Origin of the sequence: Asticcacaulis tiandongensis, assembly GCF_006475605.1 — a bacterium.
Lineage (GTDB): Bacteria > Pseudomonadota > Alphaproteobacteria > Caulobacterales > Caulobacteraceae > Asticcacaulis > Asticcacaulis tiandongensis.
This window is the reverse complement of sequence record NZ_SSBC01000020.1, coordinates 25,294-43,818: the sequence shown is the minus strand read 5'-3', so window position 1 is coordinate 43,818 and position 18,525 is coordinate 25,294. Positions and strand designations below refer to the sequence as shown.

Here is an 18,525-nt window from a genome sequence, read left to right as displayed (position 1 = left end):
CTCTCCCTCCTCTCGGAAGCAGAGCTGTATCGTAACGATTTGCCGGATGCATAAGCGTTTAGAAAAGACAGAACGTCCTTAATAATATGATAACGGAATCGCTAACTGTCAGGAATTGATTCACCAAACCTGACTTATCAACGCACAATCATTCCCCCTCTCCCTTTTAGGGAGAGGGCCGGGGTGAGGGTCAGTTTAAGGCACACCGCAAATCCCCTACCCCACCTTGCCCCACTTCAGGCGGAAGGCATTGACGACCACAATCAGTGACGACCCCGACATGGCAATGGCGGCAATCATCGGTGTGACAAAGCCCGCCACCGCCAGAGGCACAGCCAGCACATTATAGAGCATCGAAATCGCAAAGTTCTGCGACACCAGTTGCCCCGTACGCACCGACATGCGCTGCGCCGTCAATACGGCCTTAAGCCCCTCACCACGCCAGACAAAATCCGCTGCATTCTGCGTGACATCCATGGCCGAAGACGGTGACATGGAGACATAGGCCGCAGACAAGGCCGCCGCATCATTCAGCCCATCCCCGACCATCAGCACCTTACGCCCCTCAGCCTGCAAGGCCTCAATCACCGCCACCTTATCGGCGGGCAATAACTCGGCCCGAACCTCATCAAGCGGCAGACCCGACGCCACAGCCTCAGCCGCCGCCTTCCGGTCACCCGATAACATAACAAGCCTCAAACCCCGCGCTTTAAGCCCTTTCAGGGTCTCCGCCGCATCGGCCCGCAGCTGATCGGCGAAGACAAGCCGCACAGGCGACGCCTCACCGCGCCGGAACCACATTTCCATCTGGCCGTCATTGACGCTTTCCGCCCCCAGCCATACCCCCTTGCCGAGCCTAACCTCCTGCCCGTCCACCTGCGCCTTAAGTCCACTTCCGGCAATGTCTTCAATGGCAACCTCTGCTGTCACATCCTCACCATGCAGCGCCAATGCCTGCGACAGCGGGTGACGGCTTTGCCGTGCCATAGCCACCGCCAGAATCCGATCTTCGGCGTTTAATGCCTCAGGATTAAGCCATTGCGGCTGCCCCAGCGTCAGGGTGCCGGTCTTGTCAAACACCACCGTGTCCGCCAGAGCCAGAGTCTCCAGCCCCTTGCCGGATTTCAGCAATATACCGCGCCGGAACAACTCCCCGCTCGCCAGCACCTGCACCACCGGCACCGCCAGCCCCAGCGCACACGGGCAGGTGATAATCAGCACCGCCATGGCCTTGAGCATGGCATCCTGCCAGTCAGACTGGCCGATAAATATCCACCCCAGAAACGTTACCGCCGCCAGCACATGCACCACAGGGGCATATTTGGCCGATACGCGGTCGGCAATGCGCACATACTTCGCCTGCCCCTGCTCGGCCTTTTCCATCAGGGCGACCACCTGCGACAACAAGCTGCGGTCACCCGAAGCCGTAACCTCGATCTCAAGCGGGGCGGACATGTTGATCGTCCCGCCATAGACCGCCTCACCGATGCCCACACTGCGCGGCAGGGTCTCACCGGTGATCAGGCTGGTGTCGATGTCCGATGCCCCCCGCACCACCACTCCATCCGCCGCGATCTTTTCCCCCGTCGCCGCCAGCAACACCTGACCGGCCTTAAGGTCGCGAATACGCACCGAAGTCCCGTCCTTAAGCGTCGCCGTCCCCTCCATCATGGCCAGAAGCCCCTGCGCCGCTTCACGCGCCTTGCCCCGCGCCAGACTATCGAGATAGCGCCCGATCAGCAGGAAGAACAGCAACATCACCGTGGCGTCGAAATAGACGTAATCGCCCTGCCGCTGAGTTTCATAAAAACTCAGCGCGCTGGTCAGAATGACCGCCAGGGTAATCGGCACATCCATATTGGTGCGCCCGTGCCTGAGCGCATTAAACGCACTGTAAAAAAACGGACGCCCCGAATAGATCAGCGTCGGCAGGGCAATCAGGGCCATGGCCCAATGCATCATATCCTTGGTCGCGCCCGCCACCGATCCGGCGGGCGAGAACCACAGGGCTTGTGAAAACATCATGACATTGCCGGTGGCAAAGCCCGCCACCACCAGACACCGCAGTAAAAACCGCTGCGCTTCACGCGTCTGCTCAAGCTGGCTTTCGGCATCAAAAGGTGCCGCCTTATACCCCAGCTTTTCAATCAGTGGCACAAGCGCGTTAATCCGCCCCTTGTCGGCTTCGGTCTCGCCCGCCCAACTGACATGCAGGCGCTGCGTCCCGTAATTGACACGGGCCTTGACCCCCGCCTCGGCATTGAGCCGGTCTTCGATCTTGAAGGCACAGGCCGCACAGGTCATGCCCTCGATTTGCAAATAAAGCGCCTGACGTTTCCCCCCGTCCTTAGCCACCCCTTCCTCGTCATGGGCATAACAGGCGTAATCGATACTCAATCCGCATCATCCTCATCGTGCAGGATGCGCTCGGCATTGCCTTGCATATCTTCAAACTGGTGGCTTTTCAGCGCCCACATGAACCCCCACAGCGCCAGCAGACCCAGCGCACCGGCAATCGGTATCATCAGGATCAGTATGACCATAATCTCACCTTGCCTTCATACCTCCCTGCCTTTGGCGGGGAGGGTGGCATCGCGTCAGCGATGACGGGTGGGGCCTCTTGCTGCCGGTTCGGGCAGGCCTTGGCGGGGAAAGCCGGTCTCACTCCTGCCCTCCCATCAGCATAACAGTCTGATATTCCCGCTCTCTGGCTGCTGCCGTGATATGTACCGAATAACCGGCCTTTTCCGCCAGATCAGGCGTTCCGGCATAGGTGCCCGGCCCGACCGGATGCAGGTCAAGCTGACGATCCAGCTTTTTGTCAGCCGGGTGAACAAACCACGCCTTGACGGCAGCCCCGTCAATCGCCGCACCGTCGACGTCATTGAGCACCAGCCTCAGTTCGCCCTTATCGAACGCGGCAATGCTTTTCCACCCCAGTGCGTCCTGTGCTGCCTGTTCGGATAGGGTGATATTATAGTTCAGCCCCTTCTCATAGGCCGACTGTGTTACCTCCGAAGGCATATTGCGAAACGCAATAACCGTGAAACCGATCAGCGGCAGGATGAAGACCAGATAGAAGGCCACAATAACCCACGGCACGATGCGTCCACGTTGTTTATTATAGAGTTCACGCTGTTCCGGCGTCATATCTTCCGGCTTAACGGGCAAAGTAGCTGTCACCGAAGGTTTCCTTTCCGCTCTGGCTGTCCTTGAGGACAATAGCAATATCCTGACGCTTGTCTGCATCGCTTCCGGCAGGCGGCACAACGATCATCAAACGGAATTCACCGACACTGTTGGCAGGCACATCAATCTGCTCAACCGGACGATCCCCTGCCGCCAGCACCGTAATCTGCGCCCCCTTAAGGTCTGGCGCACTTACCTGATAGTGGCGATCGTCATGCGACTTGTTCAATACCTTGATCTGGTAATTGTTACGAATGCTGCCATCTGACAGGCGCACGAACTGCGGCGCCCGGTTGTGGATGACATTGACCTCGGTATCCGCGCGGGTGAGAATGGCCCCCAGCATCAGACTGCCGACCACCGACAATATCAGCGCATAACCAATAGTGCGCGGACGAATCCAGCGGATTTTTTCTTTGATCGCCGGCTGTCTGACAACCGCCGGCTCCGTTACCGCACTGGTTACGTCGCTGGCCTTACGGTGACTGATATCAAGGCTATAGGTGCGCCCGGCCCCCTGACGGGCCTTCTGGTTGGTTTCCGTATCATAGCGGATCAGCCCGCGCGGCAGACCCACCTTGTCCATCACCTCGTTACAGGCATCGATACACAGCCCGCAGGAAATACACTCGATCTGCAAGCCGTCACGAATATCGATCCCCATGGGGCAGACAACGACACAGGCCGTACAGTCGATACAGTGCCCCCGCCCTTCCCAGCTTGTGCCCGCCTTGTGTTTACCGCGCGGCTCCCCGCGCTCGGTCTCATAGGTGACAATCAGCGTGTCCTTGTCGAACATGGCCGACTGGAAACGCGAATAGGGACAGACATAGGTACAGATATTTTCCCGCGCAAAACCGGCCATGAAATAGGTCGAAAGCGTCAACGCGATCACCCAACCCAGCACCGTCCAGGACACATCAAAATGGATGATATGATCAAACAGGGTCGGCGCATCATTAAAATAGAAGACCCATGCCCCACCGGTCAGCATACCGATGACCAGCCAGATCGAATGGGTCAGGCTTTTTTTCCAGACCTTCTCAAGCGTCCACTTGCTCTGATCAAGCTTGCGCCGCGCATTGCGGTCGCCCTGCACGAAGCGCTCAACCCAGACAAACAGATCGGTCCATACGGTCTGCGGACAGGCAAAGCCACACCACACCCGTCCCAACAAAGCGGTGGCAAAAAACAATCCTACCGCTGCAAGGATCAGCACCCCGACCAGCAGATAGACTTCCTGCGGCCAGATTTCGATACCGAAGAAATAGCCGCGCTGCCCCACCAGATCGATCAGGATTGCCTGATCCGGCACATGCGGCCCACGATCCCACCTCAGCCAGGGCGCGCCATAATAGATGCCCAGAAGCACAATCATGGCGACCCACTTCAGGCTCCGGAAATTACCCTTTACCCGTCTGGGATAGATTTTTTCAGCCTTTTCAAAAAGCTGGGTACTGGCTTGATCGTCGGTGGTATTCATCTGCCTATTTCGACATTTATTATACTGCCCCAGCCTGTAGCACGCCGTCGACGGCCGCAACATGCGACCGTTTCACCCCGTGGCGCTTTGACACACCGCTTAAACATCCTCCCCTGTGCGTTACGCGAACGGGGGAGGTGTCGCGGCGAAAATTTTTAATTTTGGCCAGCGACGGAGAGGGCAAATACCGTCAGTATCGCCCGCTCCGCCACCTTACCTACTCTCCACCCCCAAGACCATGCACATAGATCGCCAGCTGACGCAGGGTATCTTCACTGAGCCGGTTTTCCCAGGTCGGCATGACACCGGCGCGGGAATGGGTAATGGTCTGAACGACGGCCTCACGATCACCACCGTAAAGCCAGATCGCATCATTAAGCCTTGGTGCGCCCAGATTGCGATCACCGACTCCGCCTTCACCGTGACAGGTGACGCAGTTGGCGGCAAACAGGGCTTCCCCGCGAATATGCGCCGGAGTCTGCACCGCCTTGTCCCCCTTGGCCAGATCGATGACATAGGTCGCCAGATCGTCGATCTCCTCAACCTTCAGCATAGGGCCATAGGCGGGCATCTGGGTGATGTGCGCCTCAGGGTGGCCTGAACGGATACCCACCTTAAGCGTATGATGGATACCCTCCACCGTACCGCTATAGAGCCAGTCATCGTCATTCAGGTTCGGATAGCCGACCTTGCCTTCACCCCCGGCCCCGTGACAGGCGGCGCAGTTTTCCTTGAACGCGACCTCACCACCGGCGCGGGCGAATTCATAGACCTCAGGATTGGCACTGATGGTGGCAAAATCCGACTGGCGGAACTGCGTCAGCCACTCACCCTGACGGGCGTCGATCTGTGCCTTTTCCGCCTCAAGCTTACCGTACTGGGTCCATCCGGCAATACCCTTGGTGTGACCATTGATCGTCGGCCAGGCCGGATAGACGACCCAGTAACCGATGGCCCAGACGATGGTAATCATCCACACAATCAGCCACCAGCGCGGCGTCGGGTTATTCAGTTCCTTGATGCCGTCCCATTCGTGACCGGTGGTTTCCACACCGGTAGGTTCATCAATATCCTTATCCGCCGAATTTTTGGCAGAGTTCTTATCAGAGGGTTTGTTACTCATTATCGTCCGCCTCATCCTTGAACGGGATTTGTCCATGCGACTGTATTTTCGACTTGTTCTTCGGCCAGTAGGCCCAGATCGCTATACCGACGAAAACCACGGTAAAGGTCAGGGTCAGAAGCGCGCCCATTAATCCGTTGCTCATTTGGCCCCCGCCTTCTGGATGCGATAGTCAGGGTTATAGGTCGTGAAATCGACGTCGGTCCCCAGCTTCTGCAGATAGGCCACCAGCGCATCCATTTCCGTCAGACGGTTCGGATTGCCATCGAAATCACGGATAGCCACCTTGTCGCCATAGCGGGCCTGAAAACCGGCAATGTCTTCGTTCGGCAGGGTCTGAAGCTGAAGATCACGCTTCGCCTCGCTGACCATTTCATCCGTATAGGGCACCCCAAGCGCCTGCAATGCCTTCACCTTCTGGGTGATCTTGGAATCGCGCACCAGCGTATTGGCCAGAAACGCATAGGACGGCATGATCGATTCCGGCACCACAGCGCGCGGGTCTTTCAGGTGCGCCACATGCCATTCGTCGGAATATTTACCGCCAACGCGCGCCAGATCAGGGCCGGTACGCTTTGAGCCCCAGACGAACGGACGATCATACATGCTTTCCGCCGCAAGGCTGTAGTGACCATAGCGCTGCAACTCGTCACGCAACGGACGGATCTGCTGCGAGTGACAGGTGGTGCAGCCTTCGCGCTTGTAGATTTCCATGCCCGCCAGTTCCAGCGGCGTATAGGGCCGCACGCCTTCGACCTTTTCGATGGTCATCTGCATACGGAACAGAGGCAGGATCTCCACCAGCCCGCCGATCGAGACGGCAACCACCGTCAGGACCAGCAAGAGCATGGAGTTACGCTCGATTTTCTTATGTTTCTCTAACATTTACGCCACCTCGCTTTTGGCCGCATTAGCGTCAACAGACTCGGATTGCGGAGACTTGATCGTTTTCCAGACGTTGTAGACCATGACCAGCGCACCGGTGAGGTACAGGACACCGCCCAGAATGCGGATAATGTAGTAAGGCTTCATCGCCTCAACGGTTTCGACGAAGGAATAGGTCAGGAAGCCCATCTCATTATAGGCACGCCACATCAGGCCCTGCATGATACCGGCAACCCACATCGAGGTGATGTAAAGCACGATCCCGAGCGTCGCGACCCACAGGTGCACCGAGATCAGCTTCGTCGAATACATGCCCTTCTTTTTCCAGAGGTTCGGCACAAGGTAATAGAGCGCACCAAAGGTGATAAACCCGTTCCAGCCCAGCACACCGGCGTGAACGTGACCGACGGTCCATTCCGTATAGTGCGACAGCGAGTTAACGGCCTTGATCGACAAAAGCGGCCCTTCAAAGGTAGCAATACCGTAGAAGGCCAGCGCAATGATCATGAACTGAAGCACCGGATCGTCTCGCAGCTTGTGCCAGGCGCCCGACAGGCTCATCATCCCGTTGATCATCCCGCCCCATGACGGCATCCACAGCATGATCGAGAAGGTCATACCAAGGGTCTGCGCCCAGTCGGGCAGCGAGGTATAGATCAGGTGGTGCGGGCCAGCCCACATATAGATGAAGATCAGTGACCAGAAGTGGATGATCGACAGACGGTAGGAATAGATCGGGCGATTGGCCTGCTTCGGAACGAAATAGTACATCATCCCGAGGAAGCCCGCCGTCAGGAAGAAGGCGACGGCATTATGCCCGTACCACCACTGGATCATGGCCGACTGCACACCGGCCCAGGTGCTGTAGCTGTGCACGCTGGTCAGCGATACCGGCAGGGCCATGTTGTTGACGATATGCAGGATGGCAATGGTGACGATAAAGGCCAGATAGAACCAGTTAGCTACATAGATGTGCTTTTCCTGACGGTTCCACAGGGTGCCCAGATAGTTGATCAGATAGGCCACCCAGACGATGGTCAGCCACAGATCGGCATACCACTCAGGCTCGGCATATTCGAGACCTTGCGTCACGCCGAACACATACCCTAAACCCGCAATCAGGATAAACACCTGATAGCCCCAGAAGGTGAACCAGCCGAGCTTGTCCGAGAACAGGCGCGTCCGGCAGGTGCGCTGCACGACGTGATAGGATGTCCCCAGAAGCGCGTTACCCCCAAAGGCGAAAATCACCGCCGAGGTATGCAACGGACGCAAGCGCCCGAAGGTCAGGTAAGGCTCAAGATTCAGTTGCGGAAAAGCCATCTGCGCGGCAATCAGGATTCCGACAAGGAACCCGGCAATGCCCCAGAACAGGGTCGCAATGGTGAAATACTTGATGAGGGTGTCGTTATAGCGCGGCTTCGGCAAACCTGCCGCAGTCGCCTGCGTCGGCTGGCTTCCGCCGCCGGATGTCACGGCGATATCAGTCATTGGATTTCCCATTGGTTTTTAGTGTCATCAAACTCATTCCGGATACTCGTTTTTTAGTGTTCTTATCTCTCGTGCGCTGCATCTCAGGTCATCACCTCAGACTGAGCGCCAGCAACAGCGCGGCATTGACCCCAAGCGCGGTCATGCCAAAAATCGTTTTCAAAGAGGGCCAGCGGGCAAACACGCCCTGCCCGGCCAACCCCACCCCCATCAGGGCGGGCACAGTCCCCAGACCGAAGGCCACCATGGCAAAGGCACCAGTAAACGCGTTACCGGTGGTCGCGGCGGTCATCAGGGCGGCAAAGATCAGGCCGCACGGCAAAAGCCCCAGACTAAGCCCCAGCGCGTAACGACCAACCGCTCCACGCGTCTGCATAAGCCGTCCCGCCGACTTCAGCGCACACGGCAGCCTGAAGCCCATACGAAACGGCAGACGCACGCCAAAACGCGACAACAAGCCCTCCGCCAGCAGGAACAGGAAGATCATCGCCACCGCCCCCAGCATCAGGCGCGTCAGTATCTGAAAGCCCGCAAACCCTGTCAGCAGCGAAAAGGCACCACCGGCTACCGCACCCAAAACCGCATAGGTAGTGATTCGCCCCGCGTGATACGGCAAAAGCAAGCGGGCCATAAAGGATTCATCACGCAGCTGCGCACTCTGCATAAGTACAAACGGTGTGCACATAGTCAGGCAATGGGCGACACTGCCGGTCAGGCCCGCCAAAAACAATACAAAAAGTACGGGATTTTGGCTTCGGACGATCTCGCCGCACATGGTCAGCCAATCAATACTTTCATTCACCGGACATAATCCAAAAAATGCACAATGCGCCCAAGTATAGCGCAAGCAACAAGATGGCCAACTTCACCGAATGCGATATTTCCAACCGTATTTCCGGTTATAAAATTCGCGTCTGATATTCACGTCTCTAGGCCCGTGTCCGAAATGTGTCAAATGAATATAGGATGACGCTTATGCGGCAAGTTGTCACGAAGCATAAGTTGAGAACAAATCTCACAGACGCGCTTGCGTCGTCACACGCCCTATAGCTTGCTCGGATCGAAGAACATCGCCAGCTTCAGGCTTTCGCCGATGCGCTGCGCCCGCTCCATGAAGTATTTTACCGCCTCCGGCGTCGGGGCAATATCCTTGAGTGTCTGCTCGAACAGCCCCAGCCACACCCCGAAATGCCAGGGCTCGACCTCGCTTAAAGATCGGTGTGCAACGACCGGCTTGCCGGAATACACCCCTGCATTGAGCGCCACCGAGGCCCAGAAGGATTTCAGCAGCGCCAGATGCTCATCCCAGTCATCAATGCGGGCATTGAAAATCGGCCCCAGCACCCCGTGACGACGCACGCGGCTGTAAAATTCATCGACCAGTTGCGAGATGAAGGCCTCATCAATCCCCATAGCCGCCGCCTGGTCGCGGATACGCTGACGCGCCTCGCGGGCATAATCGGACATAAGCTCCTCCTCTCGGTTTCGTGTGCTGACCTATCCTTAAACCTGACTATACTCAACCGCGACATAATGCCTCCCTGACCTATATGGACGCTTCGTCGCATCGTAAAGCCAGACCAAAAGCTCCATATTCATCCACAGGACAACCGCTTTCAGGTTAACCCCGAAATGACATTAAGGAGAACTCCATGTCTGTTGCACCCTCATCTGTCGCTCCTCCGGTTGATGCTGGCGTACATCATACCCCCACCTCTTTTTCTGACCGCTTTGCCTTGGGCTTTACCAAGATGCTGCGCTTTTTTGCTGATACGTTTTTTGCCAAACGTTATGGCCACCGCGCGATTGTGCTTGAAACCGTCGCCGCCGTTCCCGGCATGGTCGGGGCCATGCTGACCCATCTGAAATGCCTGCGCCTGATGAAGGATGACGAAGGCTGGATACGCACCCTGATGGAAGAAGCGGAAAACGAGCGTATGCACCTGATGACCTTCATTGAGGTCGCCCAACCGAACTGGCTGGAACGCGCCCTGATCATTGTCGTTCAGTGGTTCTTCTTCGTTGGCTTCTTCCTGCTCTATGTCGTGTCACCGAAAACCGCCCACCGCGTCGTCGGCTATTTCGAGGAAGAAGCGGTCGTCAGCTACACCCAGTATCTGGCTGAAATCGAGTCCGGTCGCAGCCCAGACGTCGCCGCGCCCGACATTGCCAAACGCTACTGGAAACTGCCGGATAATGCGACCTTACGTGACGTGGTTCTGGTCGTCCGCGCCGACGAAGCCCACCACAGAGATGTCAATCATGGCTATTCGAGCCAACTGAGCGGCAAGCCTATGGATGTCTCCAAGGTCGCCCCCTACCCTGAGCACGAAACCGACCTGTCCGACCCGCTCACCACCCCCGCCGTCTAAACCTCCCCCCCCTTGCCGTTGAGGGGCGCGATCTTTCTTCACTCCTCCCTAGCTTGCTGGGGAGGGGGACCGCGATCCGTAAGGATCGGGGTGGTGGGGTATCTTATCTACGCCCCGAACTGCAACTTCGCCAGCCGCGCATAAAGCCCGCCCTGCCTCACCAGATTATCATGCGTGCCGACCTCAACGACGCGGCCCTCATCCATTACCACAATCCGGTCAGCCTTTAGCACAGTCGCCAGACGGTGCGCGATCACCAGCGTCGTCCGCTCGTCCATGGCCTCATCCAGCGCCGCCTGCACCAGACGCTCGTTCTCCGCATCCAGCGCCGAGGTCGCCTCATCGAGCAACAGCACCGGTGCCTGACGCACCAAGGCCCGCGCTATCGACAGGCGCTGCTTCTGCCCGCCGGACAGCGATTTCGCCCGCTCGCCCAGCGGCGTATCAAACCCTTCTGGCAAGGCCTCAATGAAGCCCAAAGCCTGCGCCCGTTTGGCCGCTTCACGTATCTCGGCCTCCGTCGCCGCTTCCCGCCCAAAGCGGATATTGTCGCGCGCCGAGCCGGAAAACAGCGCCGCATCCTGCGCCACCAGCGATATTTCTTCACGCAGGTCTTTGGGATCAAGGCTGCGGATGTCGATGCCATCCAGCGCCACACGACCCTGATCGGCATCATAATATCGCAGCAACAGCCTGAACACCGTCGACTTGCCCGCCCCAGACGGCCCGACAAGCGCCACCGTCTCACCGGCCTTCACCTCAAGGGTAAAGCCCTGCAAGACCGGCTGATCAGGCCGTGACGGATAGGCAAAATCAACATCGACAAAACTGAGATCACCGCGCACCGGCTGAGCCAACACCACCGGCTCTTCAGGTGCCCGAATGCCTGGCTCTGCCTGCAACAGCTCATCGATGCGCACCATAGCGCCCGCCGCCTTTTGCACATCGCCCCAGGTTTCACTGAGCGACCCGACCGAACCGGCCACCAGTACCGACAGCATGACAAACTGAATCAGCGTACCTTCGGTCATCTCACCCGTGATCACCGCCCGCGACCCCAGCCACAGCACAAAGGCCACCCCGCCGAACACCAGCGAAATCACCAGCGCCGTCATGATCGCCCGCGCGCCCATGCGCTTGAGCGACAGGCCAAACGCCGTCTCGATGCCGCCGGAAAATTTGCCACGCACCTGATCTTCACGCACAAAGGCCTGCACGGTCTCAAGCGCATCAAGGCTTTCGCCGGCCACCCCGACCGTATCGGCAAAGCTGTCCTGCGTTTTCCGCGTCAGCTTGCCGACCTGACGCCCAAAGGTAAACAGCGGCACCAGCACAAACGGAAAGATACACAGCACCAGAAGCGTCAGCTTCGGACTGACGATCATCAGCAGGATCAGACCGCCGATGAAATTGATCGCGTTACGCAGCGCCATCGATACCGAGGTCGACACTAGCGTATCGACGATCTGAAGATCGGTCGTCAGGCGTGACACCACTTCGCCGGTACGGATTTTCAGGAAAAAGCCGGGATCAAGGCTTAAGATATGGCCAAACACATCCTTGCGCAGATTGGCAACGACCCGTTCGCCCAGTTTGGTAATGAAAAAATATCTGAGTGCCGTCGCCAGCGCCAGCACCAGCGCCACGCCCCCCAGCACCAGAAACCAGAAATTGAGCTGATCAGCATCGCGTGACCCGAAACCTTCGTCGATCAGCAGCCGCGACGCCCCGGTCAGCGAAAAGGTCGCCCCCGTTGACACCAACACAAACAAAAGGGCGAAAAAGGCATCGACCTTCTGACGGGCAATATAGGGCCACAACCGGATCAGGGACTTAAGGTCGCGCGATTTACCACGCCCGGCTGTTTCCTGACTTAACTGACGGTTCAGTGTGGCCCCCGCCCCCGGGCGGTCGCTGCGAACTTCATTACGATTTACGGTGTCACTCATAAATGCGCTCCTTACAGGCTTATGGCTTGCACGGCAACGGGTCTTCCTGTATGAGCGCCGCTTCGGTTACTTTCGACCTCCACCTTTCTTCGCGTTCGCACAGATGCTGGCCGGACGTTTTTAAGGATCAAGCTATGAAAAAAGAAGGCCACCCAGATTATCACTGGATCACCGTCACCCTGACCGACGGTTCGTCCTACAAGACGCGTTCGACCTACGGTAAGGCCGATGCAGTCCTGAACCTCGACATCGACCCGCGCACCCATCCGGCATGGACGGGCGGCACAGGCGCCATGCTTGACCGCGCCGGTCGCGTTTCGCGCTTCAACAACAAGTTCGGTGGCTTTCTCAAGAAGTAAGCTCTGGCTCAAGAAGCAAGCGACAGCTTGATACGCATAAAAAAACCGGCCCCTGTCTCAGGTGGCCGGTTTTTTTATGCCCTTCTTACCTCCCCATCTGTGATGGGGAGGGGGACCGCGATCCGTCAGGATCGGGGTGGTGGGGTTTCTTAGGCAACCAATCAGAGATCTTCCTTCAAAATCGCCATCTCAAACAGGTAAGATCCGGCCTCATCCTCATCGACATAGACCACGCCGATAAATTCTTCACCAATATAGACTTCGGCAGAATCTTTTTGTTTACGCGGCTTAACCTCAAGCCCCTTGGTGCCAAAGGTCTTCGTCAGATAGGCCTGTACTTTTTCAATATCGGCAGGTGTCATTACATGTCCTTTTGGGTCTGGCTTTCGGGCGAGTTTAGACCGCCGCATCAAAGCACGAATCTTGATCATCGGGGATAAAATCTGTGTGTGGTCTTATCAGCCCCATCCGTCGCGTCAAACCCCGCCCCGCCATTCACCCACAGAAAGCCGCCCCCTCTTCACTCCTCCCTGCCTATGGCGGGGAGGGGGACCGCCGCGATCTATCGCGGGGGTGGTGGGGTTTCTTGCTTACTTACTACCTCTATCCCCCTCGTCCGCCCGTAACGTCAGCACCCGAACCCCCGTAGCGGTCACCGCCACCGTATGCTCGAACTGCGCCGACAACGTGCCATCCCGCGTGACCACCGTCCAGCCATCGGCCTCGGTCTTTACCCCGCGCCGCCCACGATTAAGCATCGGCTCAATGGTAAATACCATGCCTTCGCGCAAGGTAAGGCCCGTGTTCGGTTTTCCGAAATGCAGAATCTGCGGGTCTTCGTGCATTTCCCGACCGATACCGTGGCCGCAATAGTCATGCACCACCGAATAGCCGTTGCGTTTGGCGTGTCGCTCGATGGCAAAGCCAATATCCCCAAGCCGTGCCCCGGGCCTGACCGCCCTAATCCCCTGCCACATGGCCTCATAGGTCGCCTGCACCAGCCGCCTGGCCGCAGGATGCACCTCACCGATCAGATAGGTCTTGCTGGAATCGGCAATAAAGCCGTTCTTCTCAAGCGTAATGTCGAAATTGACAATATCCCCGTCGCGTAAGCTATCCGCCGCAGACGGCACCCCGTGACAAACCACCTGATTAATCGACGCATTCAGCGCAAATTCATAACCATACTGCCCCTTGCTCGCCGGTCGCGCCGAAAGATCGTCAACAATATAACGCTCGACCCGATCATTGACCGCAAGCGTGCTCATCCCCTCAAGCACCAATGTGTCAATCATACCAAACACCGACGCCAGCAGGCGACCGGCTTCAGCCATGACCTCAATCTCTTCCGGCGTCTTGATCATGTGTCCGCCGCGACCAGAGCCTCAGCCGAAACCCCCGCCGCATTCAGTTCACGCGCCATGATCTCGGCATAGCTGAGCGATGGATTGGTTTCACACAATATGCCGACCCTGATCCAATAGGCCGCCTGTGCATTGATCGATCGGCACGACACCCGCGTCGCCCGCCGCACCTGCTCATGCAGTTCGTCATCAATATTCACAATACCCATCAGGCGCTCCACACAAAACATATACAAATCATATACGCTTCATATACCCACAATTCAAGCCGCCCTTTTACTCCCTCTCCCTTTCAGGGAGAGGGTTGGGGTGAGGGTTTCTTAAACCACCAGCTCCACGATCAGGCCCTGCAAAAACGCCTCACAGGCCGCCAGTTGCGACAGCTCAATAAACTCATCGACCTTATGCGCCTGTTCAATCGACCCCGGCCCGATAATAACCGTCGATAAGCCCGCCTGCTGAAACTGCCCGGCCTCAGCCGCATAGGGCACGGCAAACACCTCATTCGTCCGCAGTATCCGCTTGGCCAGCGCCTCCGCCGCCCCGTCGTCTTCCGGCTTCAGCGCAGGCGCATCCGCCCAGACCCGCGTGTGGGCATCGACATTGCCAAACTTTGCCCGCGCCGGAGCCATCACATCGCGTTCCAGCCGCCGCTCAAATTCTGTCCGCAGTTCATGCGCATCCACCGCCGGAATCGAGCGGATATCCCACTCAAACCACGCTTGCCCCGCGAGGATATTGATAGCTGTCCCACCACCGATCAGATTGACTGATATCGTCGCCCGTGAAGGCTCAAAACGCGGATCGGCATGTACCGCCGCCCGCTCAGCCTCAAGGGTTTGCAAGATGCCTATCGCCTGCGCCGCCAGACCAATAGCGCTGACGCCCTGATGGGCCAGACTGGAATGAGCCTCGCAGCCGGTAATCTCCGTACGCGCCGCCATAATCCCCTTATGGGCATTGACGACCCGCATCAAGGTCGGCTCTCCGATAAAGGCAATGGCCGGTTTGTAAGGCTGGTTGCGCAACCACTTCAGCAGATGCGGCGCACCGATGCAGCCGACTTCCTCATCATAGGTCAGGGCAATATGCACGGGCCGCTTAAGCGGCAAACGGCTGAGACTCGGGGCCGCGGCCAAAACACAGGCGACAAAACCCTTCATATCCGCCACCCCGCGCCCATAGGCCCGACCGTCACGAATATCCATCAGAAACGGATTGCTCGACCAGTCCTGCCCGTCCACCGGCACGACATCACTATGCCCCGACAGGACGATACCCCCGTCAATCTCCGGCCCGATGGTCGCCCAAAGACTGGCCTTGGTGCCGTCGTGAGACGGAACAATCTCCGCCCCGATCCCGTGCCCCTTAAGGTAAGCGGCCACATAATCAATCAGGGCGCGGTTAGATTTGGCCGATACGGTGTCAAACCCGATCAGGTCACCCAAAAGACCTAAGGTCTGGGTCGAAGGCAGGACAGTCATGCCGTTTAAATGACGTAGTCGTAAATGACATCCGACAGGGTCTGATCCATGCTACGCGCCGGATCAGAGCAGGTTTCGCAATTGATCAGCTTGGCAGGCACACCCGCGGCTGTGCAATGCTCCGGCACAGGCTTAAGCACCACCGACCCTGCGGCCACCTTGGCGAAATCGCCGACGGTGATATTGCCCAGTATCTTGGCACCAGCCCCGATCAGCACACCCTGCCCGATCTTCGGGTGACGATCGCCGCGTTCCGAACCCGTACCGCCCAAGGTCACATTATGCAGGATCGAGCAGTCGTCTCCGACCACAGCCGTTTCACCGATCACAATACCCGTGCCGTGATCCATGAAAATCCCGTGGCCGATACGCGCAGCGGGGTGGATATCGATCTGGAACAGCTCCGACACGCGGCTCTGGAGGAAATGCGCCATCGTATAGCGCTCATCCTGCCACAAACGGTTGGCAATGCGGTAAATCTGAAGCGACAGGAAGCCCTTGAAGAACATAAAGGCCTGCAAATAGCCCTTGGCCGCCGGATCGCGATCATAGACCGCCTGAAGGTCAGCTTCCGCCGCCCGCACCAGCGCCTCGTCACGGGCGTAATATTTGCGCACCATTTCCCGCAGGGTCATACCGCGAATGCTGTCATCACCCAGCTTGCGCGCCACATGATAGGACAGGGCGCTCGGCAGATCGTCATGCGACAGTATGGTCGAATGCAGCATCGACGCCAGAGACGGCTCGGACGCCAGCGCATCCGAGGCCTCCTGACGCAGCGTAAGCCAGACCGGCTTATCCTCAGGGGTGATGACTTCAAACGGTTGGGCCATGCGCACTCCGGTTATCGTATCAGGCGACCGAGTTCCTCAGGAAGCTCACCAGTCGCCGCCATATGAAACACCCTTAATACGGTAACGACCGTTAAGGAGTCTCTTATTGCACCGCTTATAACAGCATTCAGCACGTCTTTGAAGGGAATCCGCACCGATTCGAACAGTTCCGTCTCATCCGGTGCCGTTTCACCCGCACTCAGGCCCCACGCCAGAAAGCAGGTCGCCACCTCAGTGCTTACCGAATTGGACATATCGAAATTAAGTATTTCGCGCCAGTTTTCGGCCTTAAGCCCCGTTTCTTCCGCCAGTTCCCGCTTGGCCCCCTCAAGGGCGGCCTCGTCAAACGGCACCCCGCCCTCGGGCATTTCCCAGCTGTAGGCGTTAAACGGATACCGCATCTGCCCCACAAGCGTTACCGTCCCGTCCGCATGCAGCGGCAATACACCGACCGCACGCGCCTGAAAGCGTATCAGGCCATAGGGGGATCTGTGTCCGGTCGGCGCAATGGTGTTGTGTTTTTCAACCGCGATCCACGGCGTTTTGAAAACCGTCTCAGTCGCCAGAGTCTGCCAGCGCGGGCGTCCGGCCTCTTTTTCCGGTGTGTCCCACTCAGGCAACAGGCGCTTATCTGTCATGCGAATTACTTTCAATATTATATTCGTAGGGGTGACGCACCATACCTATATAAGGTAGCCTGATCGTATTTGTGACCCGAAAGACCTTTTATGACTAACAAAATTGATCTGTCTGAGTTTGACCTGTCGCCGATTGCCTTTGGCACCCCACTGCCGGTCACACCTTCTGCTGACACCCTGCGCTTTCTGCTCAGCCGCCGCTCGGCACCGGCCCCGACGCTTGGCCTGCCCGCCCCGTCCGAAGATGAAATTGAACTGCTGATCAAAATCGGCTTTCGCGTCCCCGACCACGGCAAGATCGGGCCCTGGCGCATCGTCCGCTTCACCCCTCAGTCCAAAGCCACACTGGTTGAAAAACTGAAAGCGCTGGCCGAAAGCCGTGGCGACAAAAAAGCCGCCGGTGCGCTCTTAAAACTCTCCACACCGCCCGAAGCCCTGCTGGTGATCTATTCGCCGGTCAAACCGCATAAGATTCCGGAATGGGAGCAGATGGGCTCCGCCTTCGCCATCTGCCAGAACCTGCTGATTGCCGCCGGTGCGCTGGGTTACGGGGCCAACTGGATCACCGACTGGTATGCCTATGACGCAGATGCCAAGGCCCTGTTAGGCCTCAAAGATGGTGAAGAGGTGGCCGGGTTTATCTTCCTCGGCACCCCGACCGAAGCCCCCCTTGAACGCGACCGCCCGAGCTACACCGAACGCGTCAGCTTCTGGCAAGCCTGACCGCTCCCCCTCCCTGTCCCTGGCTATCCTTCCTTCACTCCTCCCTAGCTTGCTGGGGAGGGGGACCGCCGCGATTTATCGCGGGGGTGGTGGGGCATCTACTTGCTTACTTTCGTCCTTACCCCCCTACCCCGCCACCTGCGCCGGATCATCCCGCTCGAGCACATCCGGCAAGGCCTCTCCTTCGGGCGTAAACATCATCGCCACCGAGTTAAGACAATAGCGTAATCCCGTTGGCCTTGGCCCATCCTCGAACACATGCCCCAGATGTGAGTCACAGCGTCCGCAGCGGATTTCCGTGCGCACCATACCATGTGAGCGGTCAACAATATTGCGGATGTGATCCGCATCCACGCCCTGATAAAAACTCGGCCAGCCAGAGCCTGAATGAAACTTGGCGCGCGAAGAAAACAGCGGCAGGCCGCACAGAGCGCAGCCGTAAACACCTTCGTCCTCATATTCATCGAACTTGCCACAAAACGGCGGCTCGGTGCCATGATCGAGCAATATGCGCCGCGCCTCGTCATCCAGATGCGCCGCCAGAGCGGTCACTTCCGCCTCTGTCGGCGGCGTCAGATCAAAACCTGATTGTGAACGTGTCATAGCAACTCCTGTGTCTCATCGCTCCCCTT

The 18,525-nt window shown here is 57.8% G+C and carries 21 protein-coding genes; 3 read left to right on the top strand and 18 right to left on the bottom strand.

The window, feature by feature from the left end; translation table 11 throughout:
- Window positions 1-216: 216 nt before the first annotated feature.
- The 10 genes from E5201_RS12580 to E5201_RS12535 form a co-directional block, all read right to left on the bottom strand.
- Window positions 217-2,397: a heavy metal translocating P-type ATPase gene (locus E5201_RS12580; RefSeq protein WP_140986571.1), complete on the bottom strand. Its 2,181-nt coding sequence runs from the start codon at window positions 2,395-2,397 to the stop codon at window positions 217-219.
- Window positions 2,394-2,543 carry a cbb3-type cytochrome oxidase assembly protein CcoS gene (gene ccoS, locus E5201_RS12575; protein WP_140986569.1) on the bottom strand — a complete coding sequence of 50 codons (150 nt, stop codon included), beginning with the start codon at window positions 2,541-2,543 and terminating at the stop codon, window positions 2,394-2,396. The genes E5201_RS12580 and ccoS overlap by 4 nt, the downstream gene beginning before the upstream one ends.
- 118 nt (window positions 2,544-2,661) lie before the next feature.
- Window positions 2,662-3,183 (bottom strand): FixH family protein, encoded by a 522-nt coding sequence (locus E5201_RS12570; protein WP_181404634.1) that lies wholly within the window; start codon window positions 3,181-3,183, stop codon window positions 2,662-2,664.
- Window positions 3,161-4,672 carry a cytochrome c oxidase accessory protein CcoG gene (gene ccoG, locus E5201_RS12565; protein WP_140986565.1) on the bottom strand — a complete coding sequence of 504 codons (1,512 nt, stop codon included), beginning with the start codon at window positions 4,670-4,672 and terminating at the stop codon, window positions 3,161-3,163. The genes E5201_RS12570 and ccoG overlap by 23 nt, the downstream gene beginning before the upstream one ends.
- Before the next feature lie 217 nt (window positions 4,673-4,889).
- Window positions 4,890-5,795 (bottom strand): cytochrome-c oxidase, cbb3-type subunit III, encoded by a 906-nt coding sequence (ccoP, locus tag E5201_RS12560; RefSeq protein WP_140986563.1) that lies wholly within the window; start codon window positions 5,793-5,795, stop codon window positions 4,890-4,892.
- Window positions 5,788-5,940 carry a cbb3-type cytochrome oxidase subunit 3 gene (locus E5201_RS12555; RefSeq protein WP_140986561.1) on the bottom strand — a complete coding sequence of 51 codons (153 nt, stop codon included), beginning with the start codon at window positions 5,938-5,940 and terminating at the stop codon, window positions 5,788-5,790. The genes ccoP and E5201_RS12555 overlap by 8 nt, the downstream gene beginning before the upstream one ends.
- Window positions 5,937-6,680 carry a cytochrome-c oxidase, cbb3-type subunit II gene (gene ccoO / locus E5201_RS12550; protein WP_140986559.1) on the bottom strand — a complete coding sequence of 248 codons (744 nt, stop codon included), beginning with the start codon at window positions 6,678-6,680 and terminating at the stop codon, window positions 5,937-5,939. Before ccoO ends, E5201_RS12555 begins: the two co-directional genes overlap by 4 nt.
- The gene (ccoN, locus tag E5201_RS12545) at window positions 6,681-8,171 is read right to left on the bottom strand and encodes a cytochrome-c oxidase, cbb3-type subunit I (protein ID WP_140986557.1); all 1,491 of its coding nucleotides are present in this window, start codon (window positions 8,169-8,171) and stop codon (window positions 6,681-6,683) included.
- 91 nt (window positions 8,172-8,262) lie between these two features.
- Entirely contained in the window at window positions 8,263-8,973 is a 711-nt protein-coding gene (locus E5201_RS12540; protein WP_140986555.1) for a sulfite exporter TauE/SafE family protein, read from the bottom strand.
- 242 nt (window positions 8,974-9,215) lie between these two features.
- Entirely contained in the window at window positions 9,216-9,638 is a 423-nt protein-coding gene (locus E5201_RS12535; protein WP_140986553.1) for a group III truncated hemoglobin, read from the bottom strand.
- Window positions 9,639-9,823: 185 nt separating this feature from the next.
- Between E5201_RS12535 and E5201_RS12530 the strand changes: the two genes are divergently transcribed.
- Window positions 9,824-10,543, top strand: coding sequence for an alternative oxidase (locus E5201_RS12530; RefSeq protein ID WP_140986552.1), 720 nt, complete (start codon window positions 9,824-9,826; stop codon window positions 10,541-10,543).
- A gap of 107 nt (window positions 10,544-10,650) precedes the next feature.
- On the opposite strand, the gene E5201_RS12525 is transcribed toward E5201_RS12530, so the two are convergent.
- Entirely contained in the window at window positions 10,651-12,492 is a 1,842-nt protein-coding gene (locus tag E5201_RS12525; RefSeq protein WP_140986550.1) for an ABC transporter transmembrane domain-containing protein, read from the bottom strand.
- A 134-nt stretch (window positions 12,493-12,626) separates the two neighbouring features.
- On the opposite strand from E5201_RS12525, the gene rpmE reads away from it, so the two are divergent.
- Window positions 12,627-12,851, top strand: a complete 225-nt coding sequence (rpmE, locus tag E5201_RS12520) for a 50S ribosomal protein L31 (RefSeq protein WP_140986548.1) — start codon at window positions 12,627-12,629, stop codon at window positions 12,849-12,851.
- Between the two features lie 161 nt (window positions 12,852-13,012).
- Here the strand turns inward: rpmE and E5201_RS12515 are convergent, their stop codons facing one another.
- From E5201_RS12515 to E5201_RS12490, 6 genes are all read right to left on the bottom strand, one after another.
- Entirely contained in the window at window positions 13,013-13,213 is a 201-nt protein-coding gene (locus E5201_RS12515) for a DUF3126 family protein (protein WP_140986546.1), read from the bottom strand.
- Window positions 13,214-13,441: 228 nt separating this feature from the next.
- On the bottom strand, window positions 13,442-14,215 hold the full coding sequence (map, locus tag E5201_RS12510; protein ID WP_140986544.1) for a type I methionyl aminopeptidase: 774 nt from the start codon (window positions 14,213-14,215) through the stop codon (window positions 13,442-13,444).
- Complete coding sequence (locus E5201_RS12505) at window positions 14,212-14,424, bottom strand: ParD-like family protein (RefSeq protein WP_140986542.1); 213 nt, start codon at window positions 14,422-14,424, stop codon at window positions 14,212-14,214. Before E5201_RS12505 ends, map begins: the two co-directional genes overlap by 4 nt.
- 111 nt (window positions 14,425-14,535) lie before the next feature.
- Window positions 14,536-15,699, bottom strand: coding sequence for an acetylornithine deacetylase (gene argE, locus E5201_RS12500; protein ID WP_140986540.1), 1,164 nt, complete (start codon window positions 15,697-15,699; stop codon window positions 14,536-14,538).
- 5 nt (window positions 15,700-15,704) lie between these two features.
- A complete protein-coding gene (gene cysE, locus E5201_RS12495; protein WP_140986538.1) occupies window positions 15,705-16,532 on the bottom strand; it encodes a serine O-acetyltransferase in 828 nt (275 codons plus the stop codon).
- An 11-nt stretch (window positions 16,533-16,543) separates the two neighbouring features.
- Window positions 16,544-17,170, bottom strand: coding sequence for an NUDIX domain-containing protein (locus E5201_RS12490; protein WP_140986536.1), 627 nt, complete (start codon window positions 17,168-17,170; stop codon window positions 16,544-16,546).
- Between the two features lie 90 nt (window positions 17,171-17,260).
- On the opposite strand from E5201_RS12490, the gene E5201_RS12485 reads away from it, so the two are divergent.
- Window positions 17,261-17,893 carry a nitroreductase family protein gene (locus tag E5201_RS12485; RefSeq protein WP_140986534.1) on the top strand — a complete coding sequence of 211 codons (633 nt, stop codon included), beginning with the start codon at window positions 17,261-17,263 and terminating at the stop codon, window positions 17,891-17,893.
- Window positions 17,894-18,019: 126 nt separating this feature from the next.
- Here E5201_RS12485 and msrB read toward each other — a convergent pair whose 3' ends face one another.
- Entirely contained in the window at window positions 18,020-18,496 is a 477-nt protein-coding gene (gene msrB / locus E5201_RS12480; protein ID WP_140986532.1) for a peptide-methionine (R)-S-oxide reductase MsrB, read from the bottom strand.
- Between the last annotated feature and the right edge of the window lie 29 nt (window positions 18,497-18,525).

Bases quoted from the DNA above. Each gene is read 5' to 3' on its own strand.
- ccoS (WP_140986569.1), bottom strand. From the start codon at position 2,543: ATGGTCATACTGATCCTGATGATACCGATTGCCGGTGCGCTGGGTCTG.
- ccoG (WP_140986565.1), bottom strand. From the start codon at position 4,672: ATGAATACCACCGACGATCAAGCCAGTACCCAGCTTTTTGAAAAGGCT.
- ccoP (WP_140986563.1), bottom strand. From the start codon at position 5,795: ATGAGTAACAAACCCTCTGATAAGAACTCTGCCAAAAATTCGGCGGAT.
- E5201_RS12555 (WP_140986561.1), bottom strand. From the start codon at position 5,940: ATGAGCAACGGATTAATGGGCGCGCTTCTGACCCTGACCTTTACCGTG.
- ccoO (WP_140986559.1), bottom strand. From the start codon at position 6,680: ATGTTAGAGAAACATAAGAAAATCGAGCGTAACTCCATGCTCTTGCTG.
- ccoN (WP_140986557.1), bottom strand. From the start codon at position 8,171: ATGACTGATATCGCCGTGACATCCGGCGGCGGAAGCCAGCCGACGCAG.
- E5201_RS12535 (WP_140986553.1), bottom strand. From the start codon at position 9,638: ATGTCCGATTATGCCCGCGAGGCGCGTCAGCGTATCCGCGACCAGGCG.
- E5201_RS12530 (WP_140986552.1), top strand. From the start codon at position 9,824: ATGTCTGTTGCACCCTCATCTGTCGCTCCTCCGGTTGATGCTGGCGTA.
- E5201_RS12525 (WP_140986550.1), bottom strand. From the start codon at position 12,492: ATGAGTGACACCGTAAATCGTAATGAAGTTCGCAGCGACCGCCCGGGG.
- rpmE (WP_140986548.1), top strand. From the start codon at position 12,627: ATGAAAAAAGAAGGCCACCCAGATTATCACTGGATCACCGTCACCCTG.
- E5201_RS12515 (WP_140986546.1), bottom strand. From the start codon at position 13,213: ATGACACCTGCCGATATTGAAAAAGTACAGGCCTATCTGACGAAGACC.
- map (WP_140986544.1), bottom strand. From the start codon at position 14,215: ATGATCAAGACGCCGGAAGAGATTGAGGTCATGGCTGAAGCCGGTCGC.
- E5201_RS12505 (WP_140986542.1), bottom strand. From the start codon at position 14,424: ATGGGTATTGTGAATATTGATGACGAACTGCATGAGCAGGTGCGGCGG.
- argE (WP_140986540.1), bottom strand. From the start codon at position 15,699: ATGACTGTCCTGCCTTCGACCCAGACCTTAGGTCTTTTGGGTGACCTG.
- cysE (WP_140986538.1), bottom strand. From the start codon at position 16,532: ATGGCCCAACCGTTTGAAGTCATCACCCCTGAGGATAAGCCGGTCTGG.
- E5201_RS12490 (WP_140986536.1), bottom strand. From the start codon at position 17,170: ATGACAGATAAGCGCCTGTTGCCTGAGTGGGACACACCGGAAAAAGAG.
- E5201_RS12485 (WP_140986534.1), top strand. From the start codon at position 17,261: ATGACTAACAAAATTGATCTGTCTGAGTTTGACCTGTCGCCGATTGCC.
- msrB (WP_140986532.1), bottom strand. From the start codon at position 18,496: ATGACACGTTCACAATCAGGTTTTGATCTGACGCCGCCGACAGAGGCG.